Source organism: Vreelandella lutescens (assembly GCF_014640815.1).
Taxonomy (GTDB): domain Bacteria; phylum Pseudomonadota; class Gammaproteobacteria; order Pseudomonadales; family Halomonadaceae; genus Vreelandella; species Vreelandella lutescens.
The window spans coordinates 1-18303 of sequence record NZ_BMHM01000004.1 but is presented as its reverse complement, the minus strand read 5'-3'; the positions used below and the strand labels follow the sequence as shown (position 1 = coordinate 18303).

Annotated in this window: 18 protein-coding genes and 1 other RNA gene; 12 read left to right on the top strand and 7 right to left on the bottom strand. The window is 58.1% G+C overall.

Annotated elements, in window-relative coordinates:
* Nucleotides 1-65: 65 nt before the first annotated feature.
* Nucleotides 66-1580 carry a threonine ammonia-lyase, biosynthetic gene (gene ilvA, locus IEW65_RS10735; protein WP_188639489.1) on the top strand — a complete coding sequence of 505 codons (1515 nt, stop codon included), beginning with the start codon at nucleotides 66-68 and terminating at the stop codon, nucleotides 1578-1580.
* A 404-nt stretch (nucleotides 1581-1984) separates the two neighbouring features.
* Here the strand turns inward: ilvA and IEW65_RS10730 are convergent, their stop codons facing one another.
* The 3 genes from IEW65_RS10730 to IEW65_RS10720 form a co-directional block, all read right to left on the bottom strand.
* Entirely contained in the window at nucleotides 1985-2620 is a 636-nt protein-coding gene (locus IEW65_RS10730; RefSeq protein WP_229755563.1) for a 5-formyltetrahydrofolate cyclo-ligase, read from the bottom strand.
* A 6-nt stretch (nucleotides 2621-2626) separates the two neighbouring features.
* Nucleotides 2627-2809: non-coding RNA, 6S RNA (gene ssrS / locus IEW65_RS10725), on the bottom strand.
* Between the two features lie 59 nt (nucleotides 2810-2868).
* On the bottom strand, nucleotides 2869-3177 hold the full coding sequence (locus tag IEW65_RS10720; protein ID WP_188639488.1) for a cell division protein ZapA: 309 nt from the start codon (nucleotides 3175-3177) through the stop codon (nucleotides 2869-2871).
* A gap of 167 nt (nucleotides 3178-3344) precedes the next feature.
* On the opposite strand from IEW65_RS10720, the gene IEW65_RS10715 reads away from it, so the two are divergent.
* From IEW65_RS10715 to IEW65_RS10700, 4 genes are all read left to right on the top strand, one after another.
* Nucleotides 3345-3923 carry a UPF0149 family protein gene (locus IEW65_RS10715; RefSeq protein ID WP_188639487.1) on the top strand — a complete coding sequence of 193 codons (579 nt, stop codon included), beginning with the start codon at nucleotides 3345-3347 and terminating at the stop codon, nucleotides 3921-3923.
* Between the two features lie 22 nt (nucleotides 3924-3945).
* Complete coding sequence (pepP, locus tag IEW65_RS10710; protein ID WP_188639486.1) at nucleotides 3946-5283, top strand: Xaa-Pro aminopeptidase; 1338 nt, start codon at nucleotides 3946-3948, stop codon at nucleotides 5281-5283.
* Between the two features lie 91 nt (nucleotides 5284-5374).
* Nucleotides 5375-6613: a 2-octaprenyl-6-methoxyphenyl hydroxylase gene (gene ubiH / locus IEW65_RS10705; RefSeq protein WP_188639485.1), complete on the top strand. Its 1239-nt coding sequence runs from the start codon at nucleotides 5375-5377 to the stop codon at nucleotides 6611-6613.
* Between the two features lie 49 nt (nucleotides 6614-6662).
* Nucleotides 6663-7919 (top strand): UbiH/UbiF/VisC/COQ6 family ubiquinone biosynthesis hydroxylase, encoded by a 1257-nt coding sequence (locus tag IEW65_RS10700; RefSeq protein WP_188639484.1) that lies wholly within the window; start codon nucleotides 6663-6665, stop codon nucleotides 7917-7919.
* Here IEW65_RS10700 and IEW65_RS10695 read toward each other — a convergent pair.
* From IEW65_RS10695 to gpmI, 3 genes are all read right to left on the bottom strand, one after another.
* Nucleotides 7916-9217 (bottom strand): S41 family peptidase, encoded by a 1302-nt coding sequence (locus IEW65_RS10695; RefSeq protein ID WP_188639483.1) that lies wholly within the window; start codon nucleotides 9215-9217, stop codon nucleotides 7916-7918. The two genes, IEW65_RS10700 and IEW65_RS10695, sit on opposite strands and share 4 nt — an antisense overlap.
* Before the next feature lie 100 nt (nucleotides 9218-9317).
* On the bottom strand, nucleotides 9318-10460 hold the full coding sequence (locus IEW65_RS10690) for a murein hydrolase activator EnvC family protein (protein ID WP_188639482.1): 1143 nt from the start codon (nucleotides 10458-10460) through the stop codon (nucleotides 9318-9320).
* The gene (gene gpmI / locus IEW65_RS10685) at nucleotides 10460-12022 is read right to left on the bottom strand and encodes a 2,3-bisphosphoglycerate-independent phosphoglycerate mutase (protein WP_188639481.1); all 1563 of its coding nucleotides are present in this window, start codon (nucleotides 12020-12022) and stop codon (nucleotides 10460-10462) included. The genes IEW65_RS10690 and gpmI overlap by 1 nt, the downstream gene beginning before the upstream one ends.
* A 254-nt stretch (nucleotides 12023-12276) precedes the next feature.
* Here gpmI and IEW65_RS10680 point away from each other — a divergent pair, with 254 nt between their 5' ends.
* The 7 genes from IEW65_RS10680 to ruvX all read left to right on the top strand — a co-directional run bounded on the left by IEW65_RS10680 (nucleotide 12277) and on the right by ruvX (nucleotide 17032).
* A complete protein-coding gene (locus IEW65_RS10680; RefSeq protein ID WP_188639480.1) occupies nucleotides 12277-12699 on the top strand; it encodes a rhodanese-like domain-containing protein in 423 nt (140 codons plus the stop codon).
* A gap of 64 nt (nucleotides 12700-12763) precedes the next feature.
* Nucleotides 12764-13273: a protein-export chaperone SecB gene (gene secB / locus IEW65_RS10675; protein WP_188639479.1), complete on the top strand. Its 510-nt coding sequence runs from the start codon at nucleotides 12764-12766 to the stop codon at nucleotides 13271-13273.
* A gap of 3 nt (nucleotides 13274-13276) precedes the next feature.
* A complete protein-coding gene (locus IEW65_RS10670; RefSeq protein ID WP_188639478.1) occupies nucleotides 13277-14044 on the top strand; it encodes a 16S rRNA (uracil(1498)-N(3))-methyltransferase in 768 nt (255 codons plus the stop codon).
* 138 nt (nucleotides 14045-14182) lie between these two features.
* Nucleotides 14183-14887: a CvfB family protein gene (locus tag IEW65_RS10665; protein ID WP_188639477.1), complete on the top strand. Its 705-nt coding sequence runs from the start codon at nucleotides 14183-14185 to the stop codon at nucleotides 14885-14887.
* 79 nt (nucleotides 14888-14966) lie between these two features.
* Nucleotides 14967-15923 (top strand): glutathione synthase, encoded by a 957-nt coding sequence (gshB, locus tag IEW65_RS10660; RefSeq protein WP_188639476.1) that lies wholly within the window; start codon nucleotides 14967-14969, stop codon nucleotides 15921-15923.
* Between the two features lie 67 nt (nucleotides 15924-15990).
* Nucleotides 15991-16548, top strand: a complete 558-nt coding sequence (locus tag IEW65_RS10655) for a YqgE/AlgH family protein (RefSeq protein ID WP_188639475.1) — start codon at nucleotides 15991-15993, stop codon at nucleotides 16546-16548.
* A gap of 28 nt (nucleotides 16549-16576) precedes the next feature.
* Nucleotides 16577-17032 (top strand): Holliday junction resolvase RuvX, encoded by a 456-nt coding sequence (gene ruvX, locus IEW65_RS10650; protein ID WP_188639474.1) that lies wholly within the window; start codon nucleotides 16577-16579, stop codon nucleotides 17030-17032.
* A gap of 12 nt (nucleotides 17033-17044) precedes the next feature.
* Here ruvX and IEW65_RS10645 read toward each other — a convergent pair whose 3' ends face one another.
* Nucleotides 17045-18070, bottom strand: coding sequence for an aspartate carbamoyltransferase (locus IEW65_RS10645; RefSeq protein ID WP_188639901.1), 1026 nt, complete (start codon nucleotides 18068-18070; stop codon nucleotides 17045-17047).
* Nucleotides 18071-18303: the final 233 nt, after the last annotated feature.

The following is an 18303-nucleotide window of genomic DNA, read 5'->3' as shown; positions in this document are numbered from 1 at the left end:
ATCTGCTACCAATAAAGGTTTTGCTCGCACCCGTCAGGGTCACGTCATTTTTCTGGGATTTCAGCATGCTCGAAGCAACCGTCAAAAAGATCCTCCAAGCTCGCGTTTATGAAGCCGCTTGTGAGACGCCTATTTCCCCCGCTCCCTTTTTGTCGCGTCGTTTCAACAACCAGATTTTGATTAAGCGCGAAGATCTGCAGCCTGTGTTTTCGTTCAAAATTCGCGGGGCCTACAACAAAATGGCTCAGCTAACGGAAGAGCAGAAAGCCAAAGGGGTGATCGCCGCCTCGGCAGGCAACCACGCCCAGGGATTGGCTATGGCGGCCAAGCTGATGGGGGTTAAAGCCGTGATTGTGATGCCACGCATTACGCCGGATATCAAAGTCCAAGCGGTACGGGCCCGTGGTGCAAAAGTGATTTTGAAAGGCGATGCTTTTGCCGCCGCCGCTGAGCATGCGCAGGAGCTGATTAAAGAGCACGGCTACACCTATATCCCTCCGTTTGATGATATCGACGTGGTCGCGGGCCAAGGCACTATTGGCGTCGAGATTCTGCGCCAGCACAGCGGTCGCTTAGATGCGATTTTCATCCCCGTAGGCGGCGGCGGGCTGATTGCCGGGGTCGCTGCTTATGTGAAGTATCTACGTCCAGATATCAAAATTATTGGCGTAGAAGCGGAGGATAGCGCTTGCCTGAAAGCCGCGTTAGAAGCCGGTGAGCGCGTGGTGCTGGACCAGGTGGGCGTGTTTGCAGAGGGTGTGGCGGTCGCGCAAATTGGTGAGGTGCCGTTCTCGCTGGTGCGTGATTTGATCGATGATGTGATCACCGTTAATACCGATGAGATGTGCGCCGCGGTGAAAGATATTTTTGAAGATACCCGCGCGGTGGCAGAAACGTCGGGGGCACTGTCATTGGCGGGCCTTAAAAAATACGTTCAGCAAACCGGGGCTGAAGGACAAACGCTCATCTGTATTAATTCAGGCGCGAACACGAACTTCGACCGTTTGCAGCATATTGCCGAGCGCACGGAGCTTGGCGAGCAGAGGGAAGCCATTTTAGCGGTCACGATTGCTGAAAAGCCGGGGAGCTTTAAAAAGTTCTGTCGCACATTAGGTAAGCGTATGGTGACAGAGTTTAGTTACCGCTACGCCGATGATAGCGAAGCGCATATTTTTGTCGGCGTTCAAGTAAAGCCCGGCGGCGAAGATCGTCAGGCGGTGATTGAAAAGCTACGGGAAGGTGGTTATCAAGTAGAGGATTTAACCGATAACGAGTTGGCTAAACTGCATATTCGTCATTTAAGCGGCGGCCGCCCTAGCGAGCGTTTTGAAGAAGAGCTTTATCGGTTTGAGTTTCCAGAGCGCCCGGGTGCGTTGATGAACTTCTTAACGCAACTACCGCATGACTGGAATATTTCGTTGTTTCATTACCGCAACCATGGCGCTGCCTATGGTCGCGTACTGGTGGGGATGCAGGTGCCCAGTGAAGATCGCACCCACGTCACGGAGTATCTAGACGCCATTGGTTACCGCTATTGGCAGGAGAGTGACAACCCCGCTTACCGACTCTTTATGGCGTAACGTTATGTAAGTGTTCACTAACTGCGCATTCCAGAGCAGCTAGGCAAAGTGAGGCGGCTAAAACGTTTAATAAAGAGGCTAAAATAGTGCTATTAGCAGTTGTCATTGAGCCCCTTATGGCCCTATAGTCGTGACCGAAATTAATGAGGTGTGTCATCTTCCCAAAATGAAAACTTGGTGACGCACAAAGGGCATTTGGCAACTGCGAAAGACGTTGGAGAAGAGGCATGCGGCGTAGAAAGCCTGATATGGTGATGGCGTTAACCGTGGTGTTTTTACTGGGTGTATTGGCCACTGGATATGCACAGGCGCTGTCGGGGAGTTAACCAACGGTTAACAACAGCGCTCTAAGCATTAACGCTGCACCTGCTAGGTGAACACATAAAACGGGCTGATCATTCTGATCAGCCCGTTTTTGTTGGTCGAACGACGCCAGTGTCGCTGACCACCGCATTAAGCGGAATATCCCAGGGCTCAATAGGTAGGGTGTCCACCTGCTGGCAAGCGTGTGCCACGCCAATCAGCGTGGGCGCGGGCCCGGGGCGGCGCATAAAGGCCAGGCTACGGTCATAAAAGCCACCTCCCATACCCATCCGGTTTGCGTGCTGATCAAACCCCACCAGCGGCACCATCAGCGTATCCAGCGCCCACGCGGGCAGCCGGTTGCGGCGCTGGGCAGCAAAGCGCGGGCAGGGCTCGGCAATGCCAAAGCGGTTTTTGACCATGGGCGTGGTATCGCCGTAGGCCACAAACCAGAGGCTGTTATCGCTAAAAGGGCGTAAAACAGGCAAGTAGATCGCCACCCGGCGCTGGCGCAGCCAAGGAATTAACGGCGTTGGGTCGATCTCACCGTTGACCGGCAGATAAAGGCTGATGCGTCTGGCGCGACAGATTTCCGGAAGCTTGCGCAAACGCTGGCAGAGTGCCAGGGCGGCCTGCTTTTGCTGCTCGGCGGAGAGTATACGGCGGCGGCGTTTCAATTCGCGCCGAATGGCTGTCTTGTCGCTAGGTGAGGTAGGAGTCATCTCGCGGAAGGTCATCACAAAGTGTTCCCCAGAATGCCGCTGTCGTTCTGGCCCTGAACCTACTGGTTCAGGTGGGTGGCCGCAGCCAAACCGTCAGGCTTTCCGACGCACGGACATGCACACGGGTCTGGCTAGCATTTGGCCCCCTGGGTACTGCGCATAGGCTCGAGGGACTATAACGACTGGCGTACACCCCAGAGAACATCGCTATCCTAACAGAGCCGTTGCTAATGCCAAAGTATCGGTTGCAGATGTTTGGCAGTTTAAGGCTCTTTGCGCGGCCGGGTGCCCATCAGCGCCCGCTCAAGCCGATCATTTAAACGGCTGAGATTGGCTTCCCCCGCGCGATGCTCATCCAGCGCTTCCAGCAGTTCGTGGGTAATATTGAGCGCCGCCATAATGGCGATTCGCTCGCTGCCCAGCACGCTGCTCTGGGCATGAATGCCGTGCATGGCGCGATCCAAATAGCGAGCAGCGCGTTCAAGCTGGGCTTCTTCGCCTGTGTCGCAGGCAATCATATAGCTGCGACCCAGCAGGGTAATCTCTTTCGTTGGCCGCTTTGCGTTACTCATCAATGGCTCCAGCACGGGCCAGCAAGGGGCCCAATGCGTTAACATCACTACATAGGAAGGATAGACGGCGTTCACTATAAGAGAGCCGCTTGTGTGGGGTCAACGCGCAGGCTCGCCCGCCTATCCTCGTGGTCTTATCTTCACACTGTATAAAGCGAGCATGAAACATGTCATTGATTGACGAGCGCCAGGACTTTTCTGACGTAGCGGATGTATTTTTATTGCACGGTAGCATGCAGTCCCCCGCCTTTTTAGATGGTCGCCTGTGTGGCTTATTAGCGCTACGCGATGTGACCGCTGAAGCATGGCTGGAAGAAGTTTGCTTGAGCCTGGGTGTCGAACAGCCTCGTGACCCGGCAAGCGCTGAGCGCCTGCTAGGTTGGCGTCGCCAAACGCTAGAGGCATTGAGTGCCAGCGACTTGAACTATGCCCCCTTGCTGCCTGATGAGCTGTTTTCACTGGCAGAGCAGGCTCAAGGCCTTAAAGAGTGGACGCTAGGCTTTATGGAGGTGGTGGAGGAAGTGGCCGATGACACCCTGCGGGAGCGCTGGTCGCAAACGCTGAAAGAAGCGATTGATGACTTGGAAGGCCTGGGCCAGATGGAGACCGACATCGACGACAGCACGGAAAACGAGAACGACCTGTTTGCCTTAACCGAACATGCCCGCATGGCGGCCATGCTGCTTTACACCGAACAGCACCCCGGCAAGCCTCAGGTTGAGCAAACCGACGCCCCCGTTCATTAATCACGTCTGCATAGGAGCCGTTATGCCCACGCCACTGCCTCGCCCCGCTGCCATTTCCGCAGACGAGTATCGTCAGCGCCGAGAGGCGCTTATGGCGCAGTTGCCGAACCATGCTGCGCTGCTGGTGCCGGGGGCGTCGCTCGTCACCCGCTCTCACGACAGCGAATACCCCTTCCGCCAGCAGAGCGACTTTTACTACTTAACCGGCATTCAAGAGCCTGACGCGCTGCTAGTTCTGTTGCCAAGCCGCGCAGGGGGTCAAAGCGTGGTGTTCTGCCAAGACCGAGACCCCACCATGGAGGCCTGGACCGGAAGGCGGTTAGGTGCCGATGGCGTTGTCAGCCTGCACGGTATCGACCAGGCGTTCGAGAATGCCGAGCGTGACGCCCTTCTCATGGAGCTGCTGGATGGTCGCGAGCTTCTCTATGCGCCGCTGGATAACCCTGAAGCGGTCAGCATGGCTGAAGAAGCGCTTGCCCATGCTCAAGCGGGCATGCGCCGGGGCAAGCCCGCCCTGAAAGGCTGGCTGGATAGCCGCCCCTTGATTCACGACATGCGCCTGATCAAAAGCCCTGCTGAAATAGCTTTGCTGCGCCATGCAGCGGCCATTTCAGCCCAGGCCCACGTACGTGCTATGCGCACCTGCCAAGCCGGGCTAAGTGAGTACCAGCTGCAGGCTGAACTGGAGCACACCTTTGTGTGGCAAGGCGCTAGCGGGCCTGCCTACAGCACGATTGTGGGCGGCGGCGCCAATGCCTGCGTGCTGCACTATATTGAGAACAGTGATGTGCTGGAGGAGGACACGCTGGTACTGATTGACGCTGGCGCCGAGTTTGACCTCTACGCCGGCGACATCACCCGTACCTTCCCGGTGAGCGGGCGCTTTAATGACGCCCAGCGAGCGCTCTACCAAGTCGTGTTAGACGCTCAGATACGTGCTGTTGAGGCCATTGCGCCTGGTGCTACGCTAGCGGATATCCACCAGGGCGTGGTGCATGACCTGACGGCTGGCCTGATTGGGCTGGGGCTTTTAGAAGGTGATGTTCAGGCGCGGATTGATGATGAAAGCTATCGCCGGTTTTACCTTCACTCGACCTCTCACTGGCTGGGGCTGGACGTTCATGATGTGGGCACCTACCGCCTGGATGAAGCCACTCCCCGCCAGCTAGCTCCCGGTATGGTGCTCACCGTTGAGCCTGGGCTCTATATCCCTGATGAAGACGATATTCCCACTGCCTATCGCGGTATTGGCATTCGTATTGAGGATAACGTGGTCGTCACCCAGCAGGGGCATGAAGTACTGACCGAAAGTGTGCCTAAGCAAATCGCAGAAATTGAGCAGTTAATGGCTAATAAATAACCAGAAATTTTTCGCTAGATAGTGGTTATGTAAACTACGTTACGAAATTACGGTTAGGTTTGATAGCCCGTTATAAACAGAGGAGAGGTCAATGCATCGGTCTGAACAGGTAACGCCTGCACAGAAGCAGTCGCCCAGCCACGACATCGTGATTGTGGGCGGTGGGCTGGTAGGTGCCAGCTTGGGCTGTGCATTGGCACCATTAATCGAGCGCTACGGCTGGCGAGTGGCCATTGTCGAAGCCAACGCGCTGCCGCAAGACGACCAGGAAGCCACTTGGCAGCCAAGCTTTGATGCCCGCGCCAGCGCCATTGCCGAGGGTTCTGCTCAGCGCTTTCGTCAGCTAGGCGTGTGGGAAGCGATGCAGGCCGAGGCCACACCGATCAACCGTATTCATATCAGCGAGCGAGGCCGTTTGGGAGCGACTCGCCTTGATGCGCAAGAGCTAGGCGTCGCTGCCTTGGGACACGTGATACCCAATGCCTGGATGGGGCGCGTGTTGCATCAGAAGCTGCAGCAATTACCCATTGAGTGGCACTGCCCCGCCACGGTGGCACAGTTAACACCCACGGCTAGCGGCCATCATTTGCAGCTTTCCGATGGCAGCGAGCTAACGGCAGCGTTGACCATTTTGGCTGATGGCGGGCGCTCGGGGCTGAAGGAGCAATTGGGGATCGCCAGCCGCCGTCACTCCTATGAGCAAACGGCGGTCATTGCCCATGTGGGCATTAGCCAGCCCCATCAAGGTATTGCTTATGAGCGCTTTACCTCCGAGGGGCCTATCGCGCTGCTGCCGCTGCCGGGCCAGGCCATGGAGCTGGTCTGGACGCATGCCAGCGGTAGCGAGCAGGCACGATTATCGCTATCGGATCATGCCTTTCTGAGCCAGCTGCAACAGGCGTTTGGTGACCGTGTTGGGCGGTTCACCCGCGTTGGCCAGCGCTTCAGTTATCCGCTGTCACTGGTCACCGCAGAAGAGCCCGTGCGCCCTGGCTTAGCGGTGCTGGGAAATGCCGCCCACGCGTTGCATCCGGTGGCGGGCCAAGGGTTTAATTTGGCGCTGCGTTCGGTGATGGATCTCATCGAAGCGCTGTCTCTGGGCGCTCAGCAGCAGCGCTCATTAGGTGATATGCATACCCTGCAGGCCTTTGAGCGCCGTCGCTCGCAAGACCGTGCCAACGTGATCCGTTTTAGCGACGGTTTGGTGCGCCTGTTTGGTTACTCATTGCCACTGTTGCCCCACGCCCGCGGTGCCGGCTTAATCGGCCTTAATTTGATCGGCCCGCTGCGCCGCGGTTTAGCGCGCCGTGCCATGGGGCTTGAGCGCTGATGCGCAGCTATCGCTCTCAACCAGCGAAGGCCACCACCGAAGGAGTGTTATGACAACGCAATCAGAAGCAGCTAAGCCTCCCGTCGCGCAGTTCGACGCGGTGATTGTTGGCGCGGGCATGGTAGGCACTGCGCTGGCTGGGCTACTGGCAGAGGCGGGGATGCAGGTGGCGCTGGTGGAAGCCAAGGCATCGCCACTGCGCCTGGACGAAGTCGCTGGCGAGATTCCCGCGCCCCGCGTCAGCGCGCTGACCCCAGTGTCCCAACGGCTGCTCACGCATTTGGGCGCATGGCCCGCCATAGCCGCGGCAAGGGTAACGCCTTACCGGTATATGCAGGTGTGGGATGCTGAGGGCAGTGGTCATATTCACTTCTCGGCAGATGAGGCAGGCACTCCTGTGCTGGGCCATATCGTAGAAAACGATGTGACACTGGCCGCGTTAAACGCGCAAGTGCACAAACAGCCGACGCTGACACGTCTGGATAGCGTGAGCGTGTCGGCCCTGCAAACTACGTCTACTAGCCGCTGGTTGGTGCTGGATGATGGCCGCCAGCTGCAAACGCCGCTGGTCATCGCTGCTGATGGCGCACGCTCTGCTTTGCGGGAGCTGGCGGGTATCGCTGTGGCTGAAGAGTCGATGGAGCAAGAGGCCGTTGTCACCACGGTGCGCTGTGAACAGTCTCACAATGACACTGCTCGGCAAGCCTTTATCGATGGGTGCCCGTTAGCATTTTTACCGTTAACCGTGAACGGGGATGACCGCTACTGCTCTATTGTATGGTCAACGACGCCTGCGCACGCGCGTGAACTGACCGCGTGCTCGACTGAGGCGCTGGGCCAGGCGCTTGGCGCAGCTTTCGGGGGCCGCTTGGGGCATATCATCCCTGTGGATAAAGCCTACCGGTTTCCGCTGGTGCAGCGCCATGCCAAGCAGTATGTGCAGCCCAACTTCGCTTTAGTAGGCGATGCCGCCCACAGTATTCACCCGCTGGCAGGCCAGGGCGTCAATCTCGGTTTGATGGATGCAGCGGTGTTAGCCGAAGAAGTAGTAGTGGCATGGCATCGAGGTGCCCCTTGGGGCAGCCTTGCCACGCTGAGTCGCTATGAGCGTCGTCGGCGCTTGGATAACAGTGCCATGCTGGGCTTAATGAAGGGGTTTAAAGTGCTGTTTGGTAGCCATCAACCTGTGTTTACGCTGGCGCGCAATCTCGGTATGAGTGGCATGAACCAGTTAGTACCGCTTAAGCGTGTGGTGATGCGGCAAGCGACCGGTGAGCGAGGCCGCCTGCCTGCGTCGTGTCGCTAGCCGCGGCGACGATCCACCACGTTCAGCGCCTTCAGGAGGTTCAGCGCTTCGCTAAGCTGATAATCGTCACGCAGCCGCTGGGACATGGCTGCTCGTGCTGGCGGTAGGTCGCTTTGGCTACCTAAGTGGCCATCTAGGTCGGCCTCACGCACTTCACGCCGCCCTTCAGCCACCTCCAGTCGGCCGCGTACCACTTCAACATCGGGTTCAATGCCCTGCGCTTGAATAGAGCGACCGTTGGGCGTGAAGTAAAGAGCGGTAGTGAGCTTCAAGCCTTCGCCATTGCCCAGCGGCATAATCTGCTGCACTGAGCCTTTCCCGAAGCTCTCTGTGCCCATAATGACGCCTCGGCGCTGGTCTTGTAGCGCACCCGCGACAATTTCAGCGGCGGAGGCACTGCCGCTGTTGATTAAGACGACCAGCGGTACGTCGGCCGCGGGGGTGTCGGGTGAGGCAGAGAACGACATCTCGGTATCCGAGAGGCGGCCTTCGGTATAGACGATTAATCCTTCATCTAAAAACAGATCCGCTACACCAACCGCCGCTTGAAGCACGCCACCGGGGTTGTTACGTAGATCTAGAATCAAACCCTCCAAGGGCTGTTCACGGGCCATGCGCTCTATGGCACGGCGTGCCTGTTCGGGGGTCCGAGACTGAAATTGGCTGATACGTAAATAGCCATAGCCAGGCTCAAGCGTCTCGTGTTTTACGCTCTCGCTACGAATGACTTCACGGTTCAATGTGAACTCACGGGGTGACTCTTCGCCTGAGCGCAAAATGGTGAGGCGAAGCGCGGTACCAGGCTCGCCACGCATGAGGTTCACTGCTTCTTGTAACGACAGACTGTCGGTGGGGGTGCCGTCGATAGCGATGATAATATCCTGAGACAGCAGGCCTGCCCGCGAGGCGGGCGTGTCATCAATCGGCGTCACAACCATCAGTTGACCATTCTGGTTACCGACTTCAATGCCGATACCGCCGAACTCACCTTGTGTTGACTCTCGAAGACTCTGGTACTCGTCTTCGTCTAAATAAGCGGAGTGGGGGTCTAGCTCGCTCAGCATGCCGCGCATAGCGTTACGCAGTAGCGTGCGGTCATCGACCTCTTCCACGTAGCCGCGCTTAATACGCTCGAACACCTCAGCGAAGGTTTGGATCTCTTCCAGTGGCAGGTCGTCGGCAACGCTGTTCGCCGGTTGGGCCGCTAAGGGGAGCGGAGCAGCTAGCAGCGCGAGCGGAAGCAGGGTAGCCAAAAAACGCTTGGCAGGGGCCGATACCTCGGTAACAGATAGCGTCATGCGGACTCCGCTAGGCGAAAGGCAGCGTTGGGCGTCGCTGCACGGGTTGAGACGTTCATCACAAAGAGAATGAAATAAAGAGAGCTATCAGCTTATCCCGTCAACGTCGTGCAATCCAACGTTGCGGATTAATTGGTTCGCCACCACGGCGCACCTCAAAGTAAAGCGCTGGGCTTGCTTGGCCCCCAGTGTTGCCTATTCGGCCAATCTCATCGCCACGGTTGACCTGCTGGCCAGGGCGGGCGCTGAACTGTTGTAAATGGGCGTGGAGCGTCATGATCTGGTCGCCATGGTCGATAATTAATAAGTTACCGAACCCGCGCATCCAGTCAGCGAAGACCACACGGCCGGAGTGAACCGCTGTTACCGCTGTCCCTGCGCCTGCCTGAATCACAATCCCGTTGTAGTGCACGCCATCTTGGCGCTGAAAACTTGCCGTGATCGCACCCTGCACCGGCCAGGGCAAATCGCCTTGAGTGCGGGTGATGTGCGTGGTGGGCGTGGGTTCTGCTAATCGCGCCAGCTCGGCTTGAATGGCTCTTAGCTGCTGCTCGGCCTGTTCACGGCTTTGGTTAAGATCTGCCAAGCGATCAGCTTCACTGCCGTAGCGGTCGTCTAGCGTCGTCACCACGCCACGGCGCTCTTCGGTGCGTTCGGCGAGCAGCGCGCTTTGCGTTTCTAGCTCGTCGGCTAGTGTGTCCAGGCGAGTTTGCCGCTCAGCGAGCGCCAGTTCGGTATCCGCAAGCGCTGTATCCAGCCGGGCGATATCGGTCAAGCGCTGCTGGCGCGCTTGGGTAAGCCGGTTTAAATAAGCCTGCATGCGGTCAAGTTCAGCGGGATCGCTTTGGTTGAGCAGCAGCTTAAGCTGGGGCGTTGGCCCCAGCCGGTAAAGCGCGGCAAGCTGCTGACCGAGCGCGGCGTACTGGGCATCGCGTTCCCCCTCTAAGCGCTCGCGGTGCTGGCGTAGCTGAGAGGTTTCATCAGCGAGTTGGCGTCGCTCGGCCTGTAGCTGGTCCAGCCGCTGGTGGGTCTGGGCCAGCTCTGTTTCCACCTCGCGCAGCTCACGCTGGGCACTGTCACGTGCTTGATCCGTGGCGCTTAGCCGCTCGGCCATGGCGTCAATTTCTTGGCCGAGGGCGTCTAGCTGCTCTCGTGCGCCACGTTCATCCTGCTGCGCCAAGGCGGCTTGTGAAACGCTCAAGGTCAGTAAGGCCACCAAGGCCAGCCGTTGCCAGGTCTGCATTACTCGAAGCGCAGCAGCGGTGTTCCGGTCATGGCATCAGGCTGTGGCTGATTCATCATGGTCAGCAGCGTGGGGGCAAGGTCGCACAGGCGGCCATCTTCGAGCTGAGCGGCCCGCTCGCCAACGTACACTAGCGGCACCACAAAGGTGGTGTGGGCCGTCTGCGGCTCACCTGTTTCAGGGTGCACCATCTGCTCAGCATTGCCGTGGTCGGCGGTAATCAGGCAAGCGCCGCCTGCACGCTCAATGGCTTCCACCACGCGGCCAACGCAGATGTCGACGGTCTCAATCGCTTTCACGGCAGCGTCGAAATCCCCGGTGTGGCCGACCATATCGCCATTGGCGTAGTTGCACACCATGAGATCGAAACGGCCACTATCAATGGCTTCCACGAGCTTGTCGGTAATCTCATAGGCGCTCATTTCCGGCTTTTCGTCGTAGGTTTTTACGTCGCGGGGGGAGGGCACCAGGATGCGCTCTTCACCTTCGTACTCATCTTCGTTACCGCCGGAGAAGAAGAAGGTCACGTGGGGATACTTCTCTGTTTCGGCAATCCGCAGCTGGGTGAGGCCGCGCTTGGCGACCACTTCGCCGAGGGTGTCGGTGAGGTCGGTGGGCGGAAACGCGGCTGGCGCGGCGATGTCCGCTGCGTAACGCGTCATCATGACCAAACCATCACCGGCAAGCGTGGGGCGCGCACGGCGCTCAAAGCCGGTGAAGTCTGCCTCGATGAAGGCGCGGGTCAGCTCACGAGCGCGGTCGGAGCGGAAGTTCAGGAAAATCGCTGCGTCGCCATCTTGTAACGTAATGGCGTTACCGTTGACCGGTACGCTGGTCGCCGCCACGAATTCGTCGGTTTCGCCGCGCTGGTAGGCATCCCGCAAGCCGCTTTCCGCGCTGGTGGCGGTGTAATCGGCGTGGCCGTCGGTGAGCAGGCGGTAGGCTTGTTCAACGCGCTCCCAGCGGTTGTCGCGGTCCATGGCGAAGAAGCGGCCAATGATGGAAGCCACGAAACCGTTATCGGCACCGACCAGTTCGGAAAGGCGGGCGTTGGCGCGCTCGATAGACGCCAGCGCGCTTTGCGGCGGCATATCTCGGCCATCTAGAAAGGCGTGCACGTAGATGCGCTGGGCACCGCGACGCGCCGCGAGTTCAGCCATGGCAATAAAGTGATCTTCGTGGCTGTGGACGCCGCCAGGGGAGAGCAAGCCCAATAAGTGTACGGCGCGGCCATTGGCAACGGCTTCGTCGATGGGCTTGGTGAGCACCTCGTTGGTATCCAGGTCACCATCTTCAACCGCTTTGGTGATGCGGGTGAAGTCCTGGTAAACGATGCGCCCGGCACCCAGGTTCATATGGCCCACTTCAGAGTTGCCCATTTGCCCGTCAGGTAGACCCACATGGCGGCCATCGGTATGCACAAAGGAGTGGGGGCGGTTGGCCCACAGTGCGTCCATCACCGGGGTGTTGGCCGCAGCCACGGCGTTGTGAGCGTTATCGGGGTTGTGACCGTAGCCGTCTAGGATGATCAGCGCGACGGGGCGCGGTGCAGATGTTGTCATTGAAAATTCCCTCGTTTGTGAGTCAGCCAAGCGACGTGAGGTGCAGTTTGAAACGCTGGTGAGGGCGGCTCAGCCAGTTTTCAGACAACACCTGATAATCGGGGTCGCGACAGGCGCGCGCTTGGGGCATCATAACGCAGGCAGCCGTCGGGCGTCATGGCCTGCGCGGTATGCCCTGTGACGTGTATACTTGTCGCGTTTCTGAGGGCGGTTAGGCCGCTTTTTTCTGCATAGACCAAGAGATTGTGTTCGCGATGATCGATCAGCTGTTCGAATTCGTAATGAACCACCCCCTCCTCGTGGGGGCATTTTTGCTAGTGCTCATAGCGTGGATTGTTTATGAAACGCGTAGCGCCGCCTCGAATGCGGTGTCCTCTACTCAGGCCACTCAGCTCATCAACCGCGAAGACGCGGTGGTGCTGGATATTCGTGAAAGCAAAGACTTCAAAGCCGGACATATCGCTGGCGCTCGCAACATTCCCCAAAGCAGCCTTGATAGCCGCATGAACGAGCTGGATAAAGTGAAAGCCCAGCCGATCATTGTGGTCTGCAAGCATGGCCAAAGTTCGGGCGCTGCCCAGGCAAAGCTGGAAAAAGCGGGCTTTGAACGGGCGATGAAGCTGCGCGGCGGCATGATGCAGTGGCAGGCCGATGGTCTTCCGTTGGTTAAGAAGTAAACGAGAGCATAAGTAGCTGCGCAGCTGCGCATATTTTTATTGGATGAACAATTAGGAGTATCCCATGGCGGAAGATAACAACACCCCGCAGGCAGGTGCCGCAGAAGGCGAAAAGCCCCAGCTGAAATTCTCTTTACAGCGTATTTACGTGAAAGACATTTCCTTTGAAGCGCCGAACTCTCCTTCTGTGTTCAAGCAGGCGTTCAAGCCGAAGGTGAATCTGGACCTGAACACCACCAGCCAGAAAGTGGCCGACGACCAGTACGAAGTGGTCGTCAAAGTGACCGCGCAGGTCAACGACAGCGAAACCGGCACCACCTCGTTTTTGGCAGAAGTCGAGCAGGCGGGCCTGTTCCATATTTCAGGCATCGAAGGTGCACAGCTTGAGCAAACGCTGGGTGCGTTCTGCCCTAACCTGCTGTTCCCGTACGCCCGTGAGTGCGTTGACAACCTAGTCAACCGTGGCGGTTTCCCGCCGCTGATGCTGGCTCCGGTTAACTTCGAAGCCATGTACGCCCAGCGCAAGCAGCGCGAAGCGCAGCAGGCAAGCCAAGCGGCTGAGAACACGCACTAAGCTATGTCGGGTTCGCTAAACGCCGCTGGTTGGATCGCGCTACACGGCAAAATGCCGCGCCTCTATGTGCCTGCTGAGTTGTCAGCGGGCGCTATCTTAACGCTACCTGAGGGCCCTGCTAAGCACGTTACCCGCGTGCTGCGCATGGGCGAAGGCGCGCCGCTGATCTTGTTTGATGGCGCAGGCCAAGAGGCGGGCGTTCGGCTGGCGGAGGTGGGGCGTAAGCACACCTCTGTCACCGTTGAGGCGGTGTGGTCAGGTAGCGGTGAGTCGCCGCTATCAGTGCATCTTGGGCAAGCGATTTCCAAGGGCGACCGCATGGATTACGCCATTCAGAAAGCCGTCGAGCTAGGTGTGGCGGCGATTACCCCGCTGTATACCGAGCGGGGCGATGTGCGTTTGAAAGGCGACCGCGAAGAGAAAAAGCTGGCGCACTGGCAGGCCGTGGCGGCCAGTGCCTGCGAACAGAGCGGCCGGGCAGTGGTGCCTCCTGTTCACCCCCCGCAGGCGTTAGGTGAGTGGCTGGCCGAGCGCCAAGAGCCGCTGCGCTTGATGCTGCACTTAGCGACAGGTAACGGCTTTGCTCAGCCAGAGCGGCCCACGTCCGCCGCGCTGTTGATTGGCCCAGAGGGTGGCTTAAGCGATACGGATATTCAGGCCGCTATCGCCAGCCACTTTACGCCATTAACGCTGGGGCCACGGGTACTGCGCACTGAAACGGCTCCTGTTGTTGCGCTAACGCTTCTGCAGCACCACTTCGGCGATTTGTAAGCGCTTACTATCAAACCGCTGCCGTGTTTGCTGCGGCAGCGGTTTTTTTGTACCCAGCGCTGGCGTCATTCGACGCTGCTTTGCCTTGCTTAGGCAAGGTACCATAATGAAGATCTACTTCTTGTAAGGACGGCACCCATGGTCCGTGAGTCACACTCAACCCCCCGATCCGCCAGCGATGCGTCTGCCCAACTGGGCGATGTGGCCTATTTAACCGTGACGGCGGTGAACAGTACCGGAGCCTTTTTGCGTTGGGGGCAGCCCAAAGACGTGCTGCTGCCCTATAGCGAGCAGCGCTTTCGCCCCGACCCCGGTAAACGGGTATTGGTGATGCTGTATAGCGATGACCAGGGGCGGCCGGTCGCTACCATGCGTCTTGACCGTTTTTTGACGGACGACGCCTGGGCGCTAGAGAAGGGCGACGAAGTCGATGTGGTGGTAGCCGACCGCACGGACTTAGGCATGAAAGTAGTGGTCAATCACCGCTACTGGGGGCTGATCTACCAAGACGATATTACCCAGCCTCTGCGCCGTGGTCAGTCGCTGAAAGGCTTTGTGAAGCAGCGCCGCGAGGATGGCCGCGTGGATATTTCACTGCTACCGCCGGGCGCGGCACGTCTGGATGTGGTGGGGGACAAAGTGCTGAAAGCGCTGCGTGAAAGCGGCGGCTATCTGCCGTTGGGCGATAAAAGTTCGGCCCATGATATTAAGACCCGATTAGGCGTTAGCAAGAGCGCTTTTAAACAAGCCATTGGCCGCCTTTATAAGCAGCAGCTGATTACCCTTGCGCCTGATGCCATTAGGCTCGTGCCGGGTGCGATGACACCACCAGATACCGAGTAGCTCCTTACCGCTGTGGTTGGAGCCGTGCAAGCAGTGCGGCATACTGATGACCTATTGATCCTCCATGGACTGTATTTCGATGAGCCAATCAACGTTGCATCTCGGTGTGGTGATGGATCCCATCAGCGACATCGCGTACAAGAAAGACACTACCCTGGCCATGCTGTGGGCCGCTCAAGAGCGCGGTTATACGCTGCACTATATGGAGCAGGACGACCTATTCTTACAGGCGGGTAAGGCCTACGCGCGGATGCGTCCACTCACCGTGCACCGTAACCCAGATCACTGGTACGACCTGGGCGAGGCTACCCAGCGCCCGTTGGCCGAGCTGGATGTGGTGCTGATGCGTAAAGACCCGCCGGTGGATGCGGAGTTTATTAACGCGGTGCATCTGCTGGGCTTTGCCGAGCGCGAGGGCGTGCTGGTGGTAAACCCTACCGCTGCGCTGTTGCAGTGTAATGAAAAGCTCTTTGCCCAGCAGTTTCCCCAGTGCTGCGCGCCGACGGTTGTGGCGAGCCGCGATGATGTACTGCGTGCCTTTCATGCCGAGCATGGCGATGTGATTTTCAAGCCGCTCGACGGCATGGGCGGCACGGGCATTTTTCATATCGGCCCCGATGGCCGCAATATTGGTGCGGTGATTGAGCAACTGACGCTGCGTGGCCAGCGCCAAATCATGGCTCAGCGCTACCTGCCGGAAATCAAGGATGGCGATACGCGGATTCTCTTGGTCGATGGTGAGCCGGTGCCGTTTGGCCTGGCGCGAATCCCTTCGGCGGGCGAAACCCGCGGCAATCTGGCCGCAGGCGGTCGCGGTGTGAGCCGCGAATTGACCGAGCGCGACCATTGGCTGATTCAACAAGTGCAGCCGATGATTCGCGAGAAAGGGCTGATGTTCGTGGGCTTGGATGTCATCGGTGACTACATTACCGAGATCAACGTCACCAGCCCCACCTGTGTCCGTGAGATCGACGATCAGCGCGGCACCGATATTTCCGGAATGCTGTTAGACGCTATCGAACGTCGCTTGGCCTAATCAGTGAACGTTCTACTCGCCAAATGACGCGAGGCTTGCCGAGTTATCGGCAAGCCGTAGGAGACGCATGCAAAGCTTAAAACACCATTTTTTAATGGCGATGCCCCACCTAGAAGATCCTAATTTTGCGGGCAGCCTGATTTATCTTTGTGACCATGATCACAATGGTTGCATGGGCGTGATTGCCAACCGGCCCCTGGAAATTACCCTGGACGCCCTGTTCGAGCAGCTCTCTCTCGGCGGTGACGACAGCCCCCACCGCAATGCACCGGTCTATTACGGCGGCCCTATGCATAAAGATCGCGGCTTCATTCTTCACGTGGGTGACAGCCAAGCGTGGGACTCCAGCGTACAGGTGGAAGATGGCATTGCGCTCACTACCTCCATGGATATTCTCCAAGCGCTGGCGGATGGCACTGGCCCCGAGCACTTTCTGGTGTGCTTAGGCTGCGCAGGCTGGGAAGTGGGGCAGTTAGAGGATGAGCTGAAAGAGAACGCCTGGCTAACGGTAGAGGGCCAAAGCAGCGTGCTGTTTGATACGCCCCCAGCCGAGCGCCTTACGGCCGCTGCGGGGATTCTCGGGGTTGATTTAAACCTAATGACGCGCAACGCGGGGCATGCATAAGCGTGCGGTTGGATGGGGCGTAAGTGGCATGGCAGATAACGGGCAGCGCCTGATCTTGGCGTTCGATTTTGGAACGCGGCGCATTGGCGTTGCGGTGGGTAACGAGCTGCTTCACAGTGCCCGGGAGCTGATGCCGCTGCCCGCGCGTGACGGCATCCCTGACTGGAACGTGGTCACACGCCTTATTGAAGAGTGGCAGCCAGACCTGTTTGTCGTTGGCCTGCCGCTCAATATGGACGGGACTGAGTCGCTCATGAGTACCCGGGCGCGTAAGTTCGGCAATCGCCTGCATGGCCGCTACGGCAAACCCTGTGAGATGGTCGATGAGCGTGGCTCGACTCAAGAAGCCAAGCGGATTGCCCACACGGCGGGCCACCGAGGTAACTACCGAGAAGAGAGCGTAGACGGTATCGCCGCAGTGTTAATTTTGGAAGGTTGGTTCGCCCACCAGGAAGGCCTTCCCGGCGGGCGGAGCGCCTACTAATCCACTGCCGTATTAACGGTCGAGGGTGCCGGTTTGGGAGGGCACGAACCAGCGGACTGGGCGCAGGTCTTTCTCAATCAGGTCATCCACTTTTAGCAGTGTGGCAAAAATCGCCATCCGCATGGGGATACCATTATCGGTTTGGCGGAAAATCGCCAGCCTCGGGTCGCCGTTCAAATCGACGTTCAAATCATTAGCGCCTGGGCGGCTATCGCGGGGAAGCGGGTGCATTACAATCGTGCTTTGGCTACAGCGCTGGTCAAGAAAATCACGGTTGACCATAAAGTCGTCGGAAAGCCCCTGGAAACTCTCGTTCATTTCATCCGTAAAGCGCTCTTTCTGAATGCGGGTGGTGTACACCACATCCAAATCGGCAAAGTCACTGGCCAATGAGTCGCGTTGCTCAATGCGGTGCCCGCGAGAAGCCACTAGATCAATTAAGTAAGCAGGCATCTCCAGCCCTGGTGGCGACACCAGCGTAATGCGCAGCGGGTCATAGAGTGACAGCAGCTTAATCAGCGAATGCACCGTGCGACCGTATTTCAAATCACCGGTCAGCAGAATATGCGCCCCGCTTAAGCGTTTGCCTAACCGCTGAAACTCCTTATCAATCGTATAAAGGTCCAGCAGTGCCTGGCTTGGGTGCTCGCCTGGGCCATCGCCACCATTGATGACGGGCACATAGGTGGCAGCGGCGAACTCGGCTACCGAACCTTGGTCTGGGTGACGCATCACAATCGCATCGCAGTAGCCGCTCATTACACGGCTGGTGTCGTAAAGCGACTCGCCTTTGGCCATGGAAGAGAAGGTAAAGCCTGTGGTGTCGCACACGCTTCCCCCCAGTCGGCAGAATGCGGCATTAAAGCTCACTCGTGTGCGAGTGCTCGCTTCAAAAAACAGGTTACCCAACACTGCACCTTCCAACACCCGCGTGACTTGGCGGCGGCTAGCAATCGGCTCCATGCGTGCCGCCACGCGTAACAAGTGATCAACGCTCTCGCGGCTTAATGAATCGACAGTTAATAGGTGCTGGCTCATCATGGACCTCATCTTTGGTGGGCGTGGGTGAAGGTGGCAGCTATATAGAGTGCTAAGTGTAACCGCCAAACTAGACGTGCCGAAGCGGTTTCCATTGCTCTATAGAAAAGGGCAAATAAAGAAGCAGAGACTTTTTTCGACTATTTGATAATTAGCTCTTGCCAACCCGGCCGCGAATCCGTAAAGTACGCATCCGCTGCCGGGGACGCCAAGCGTTACCAGCGGTGAAAGAG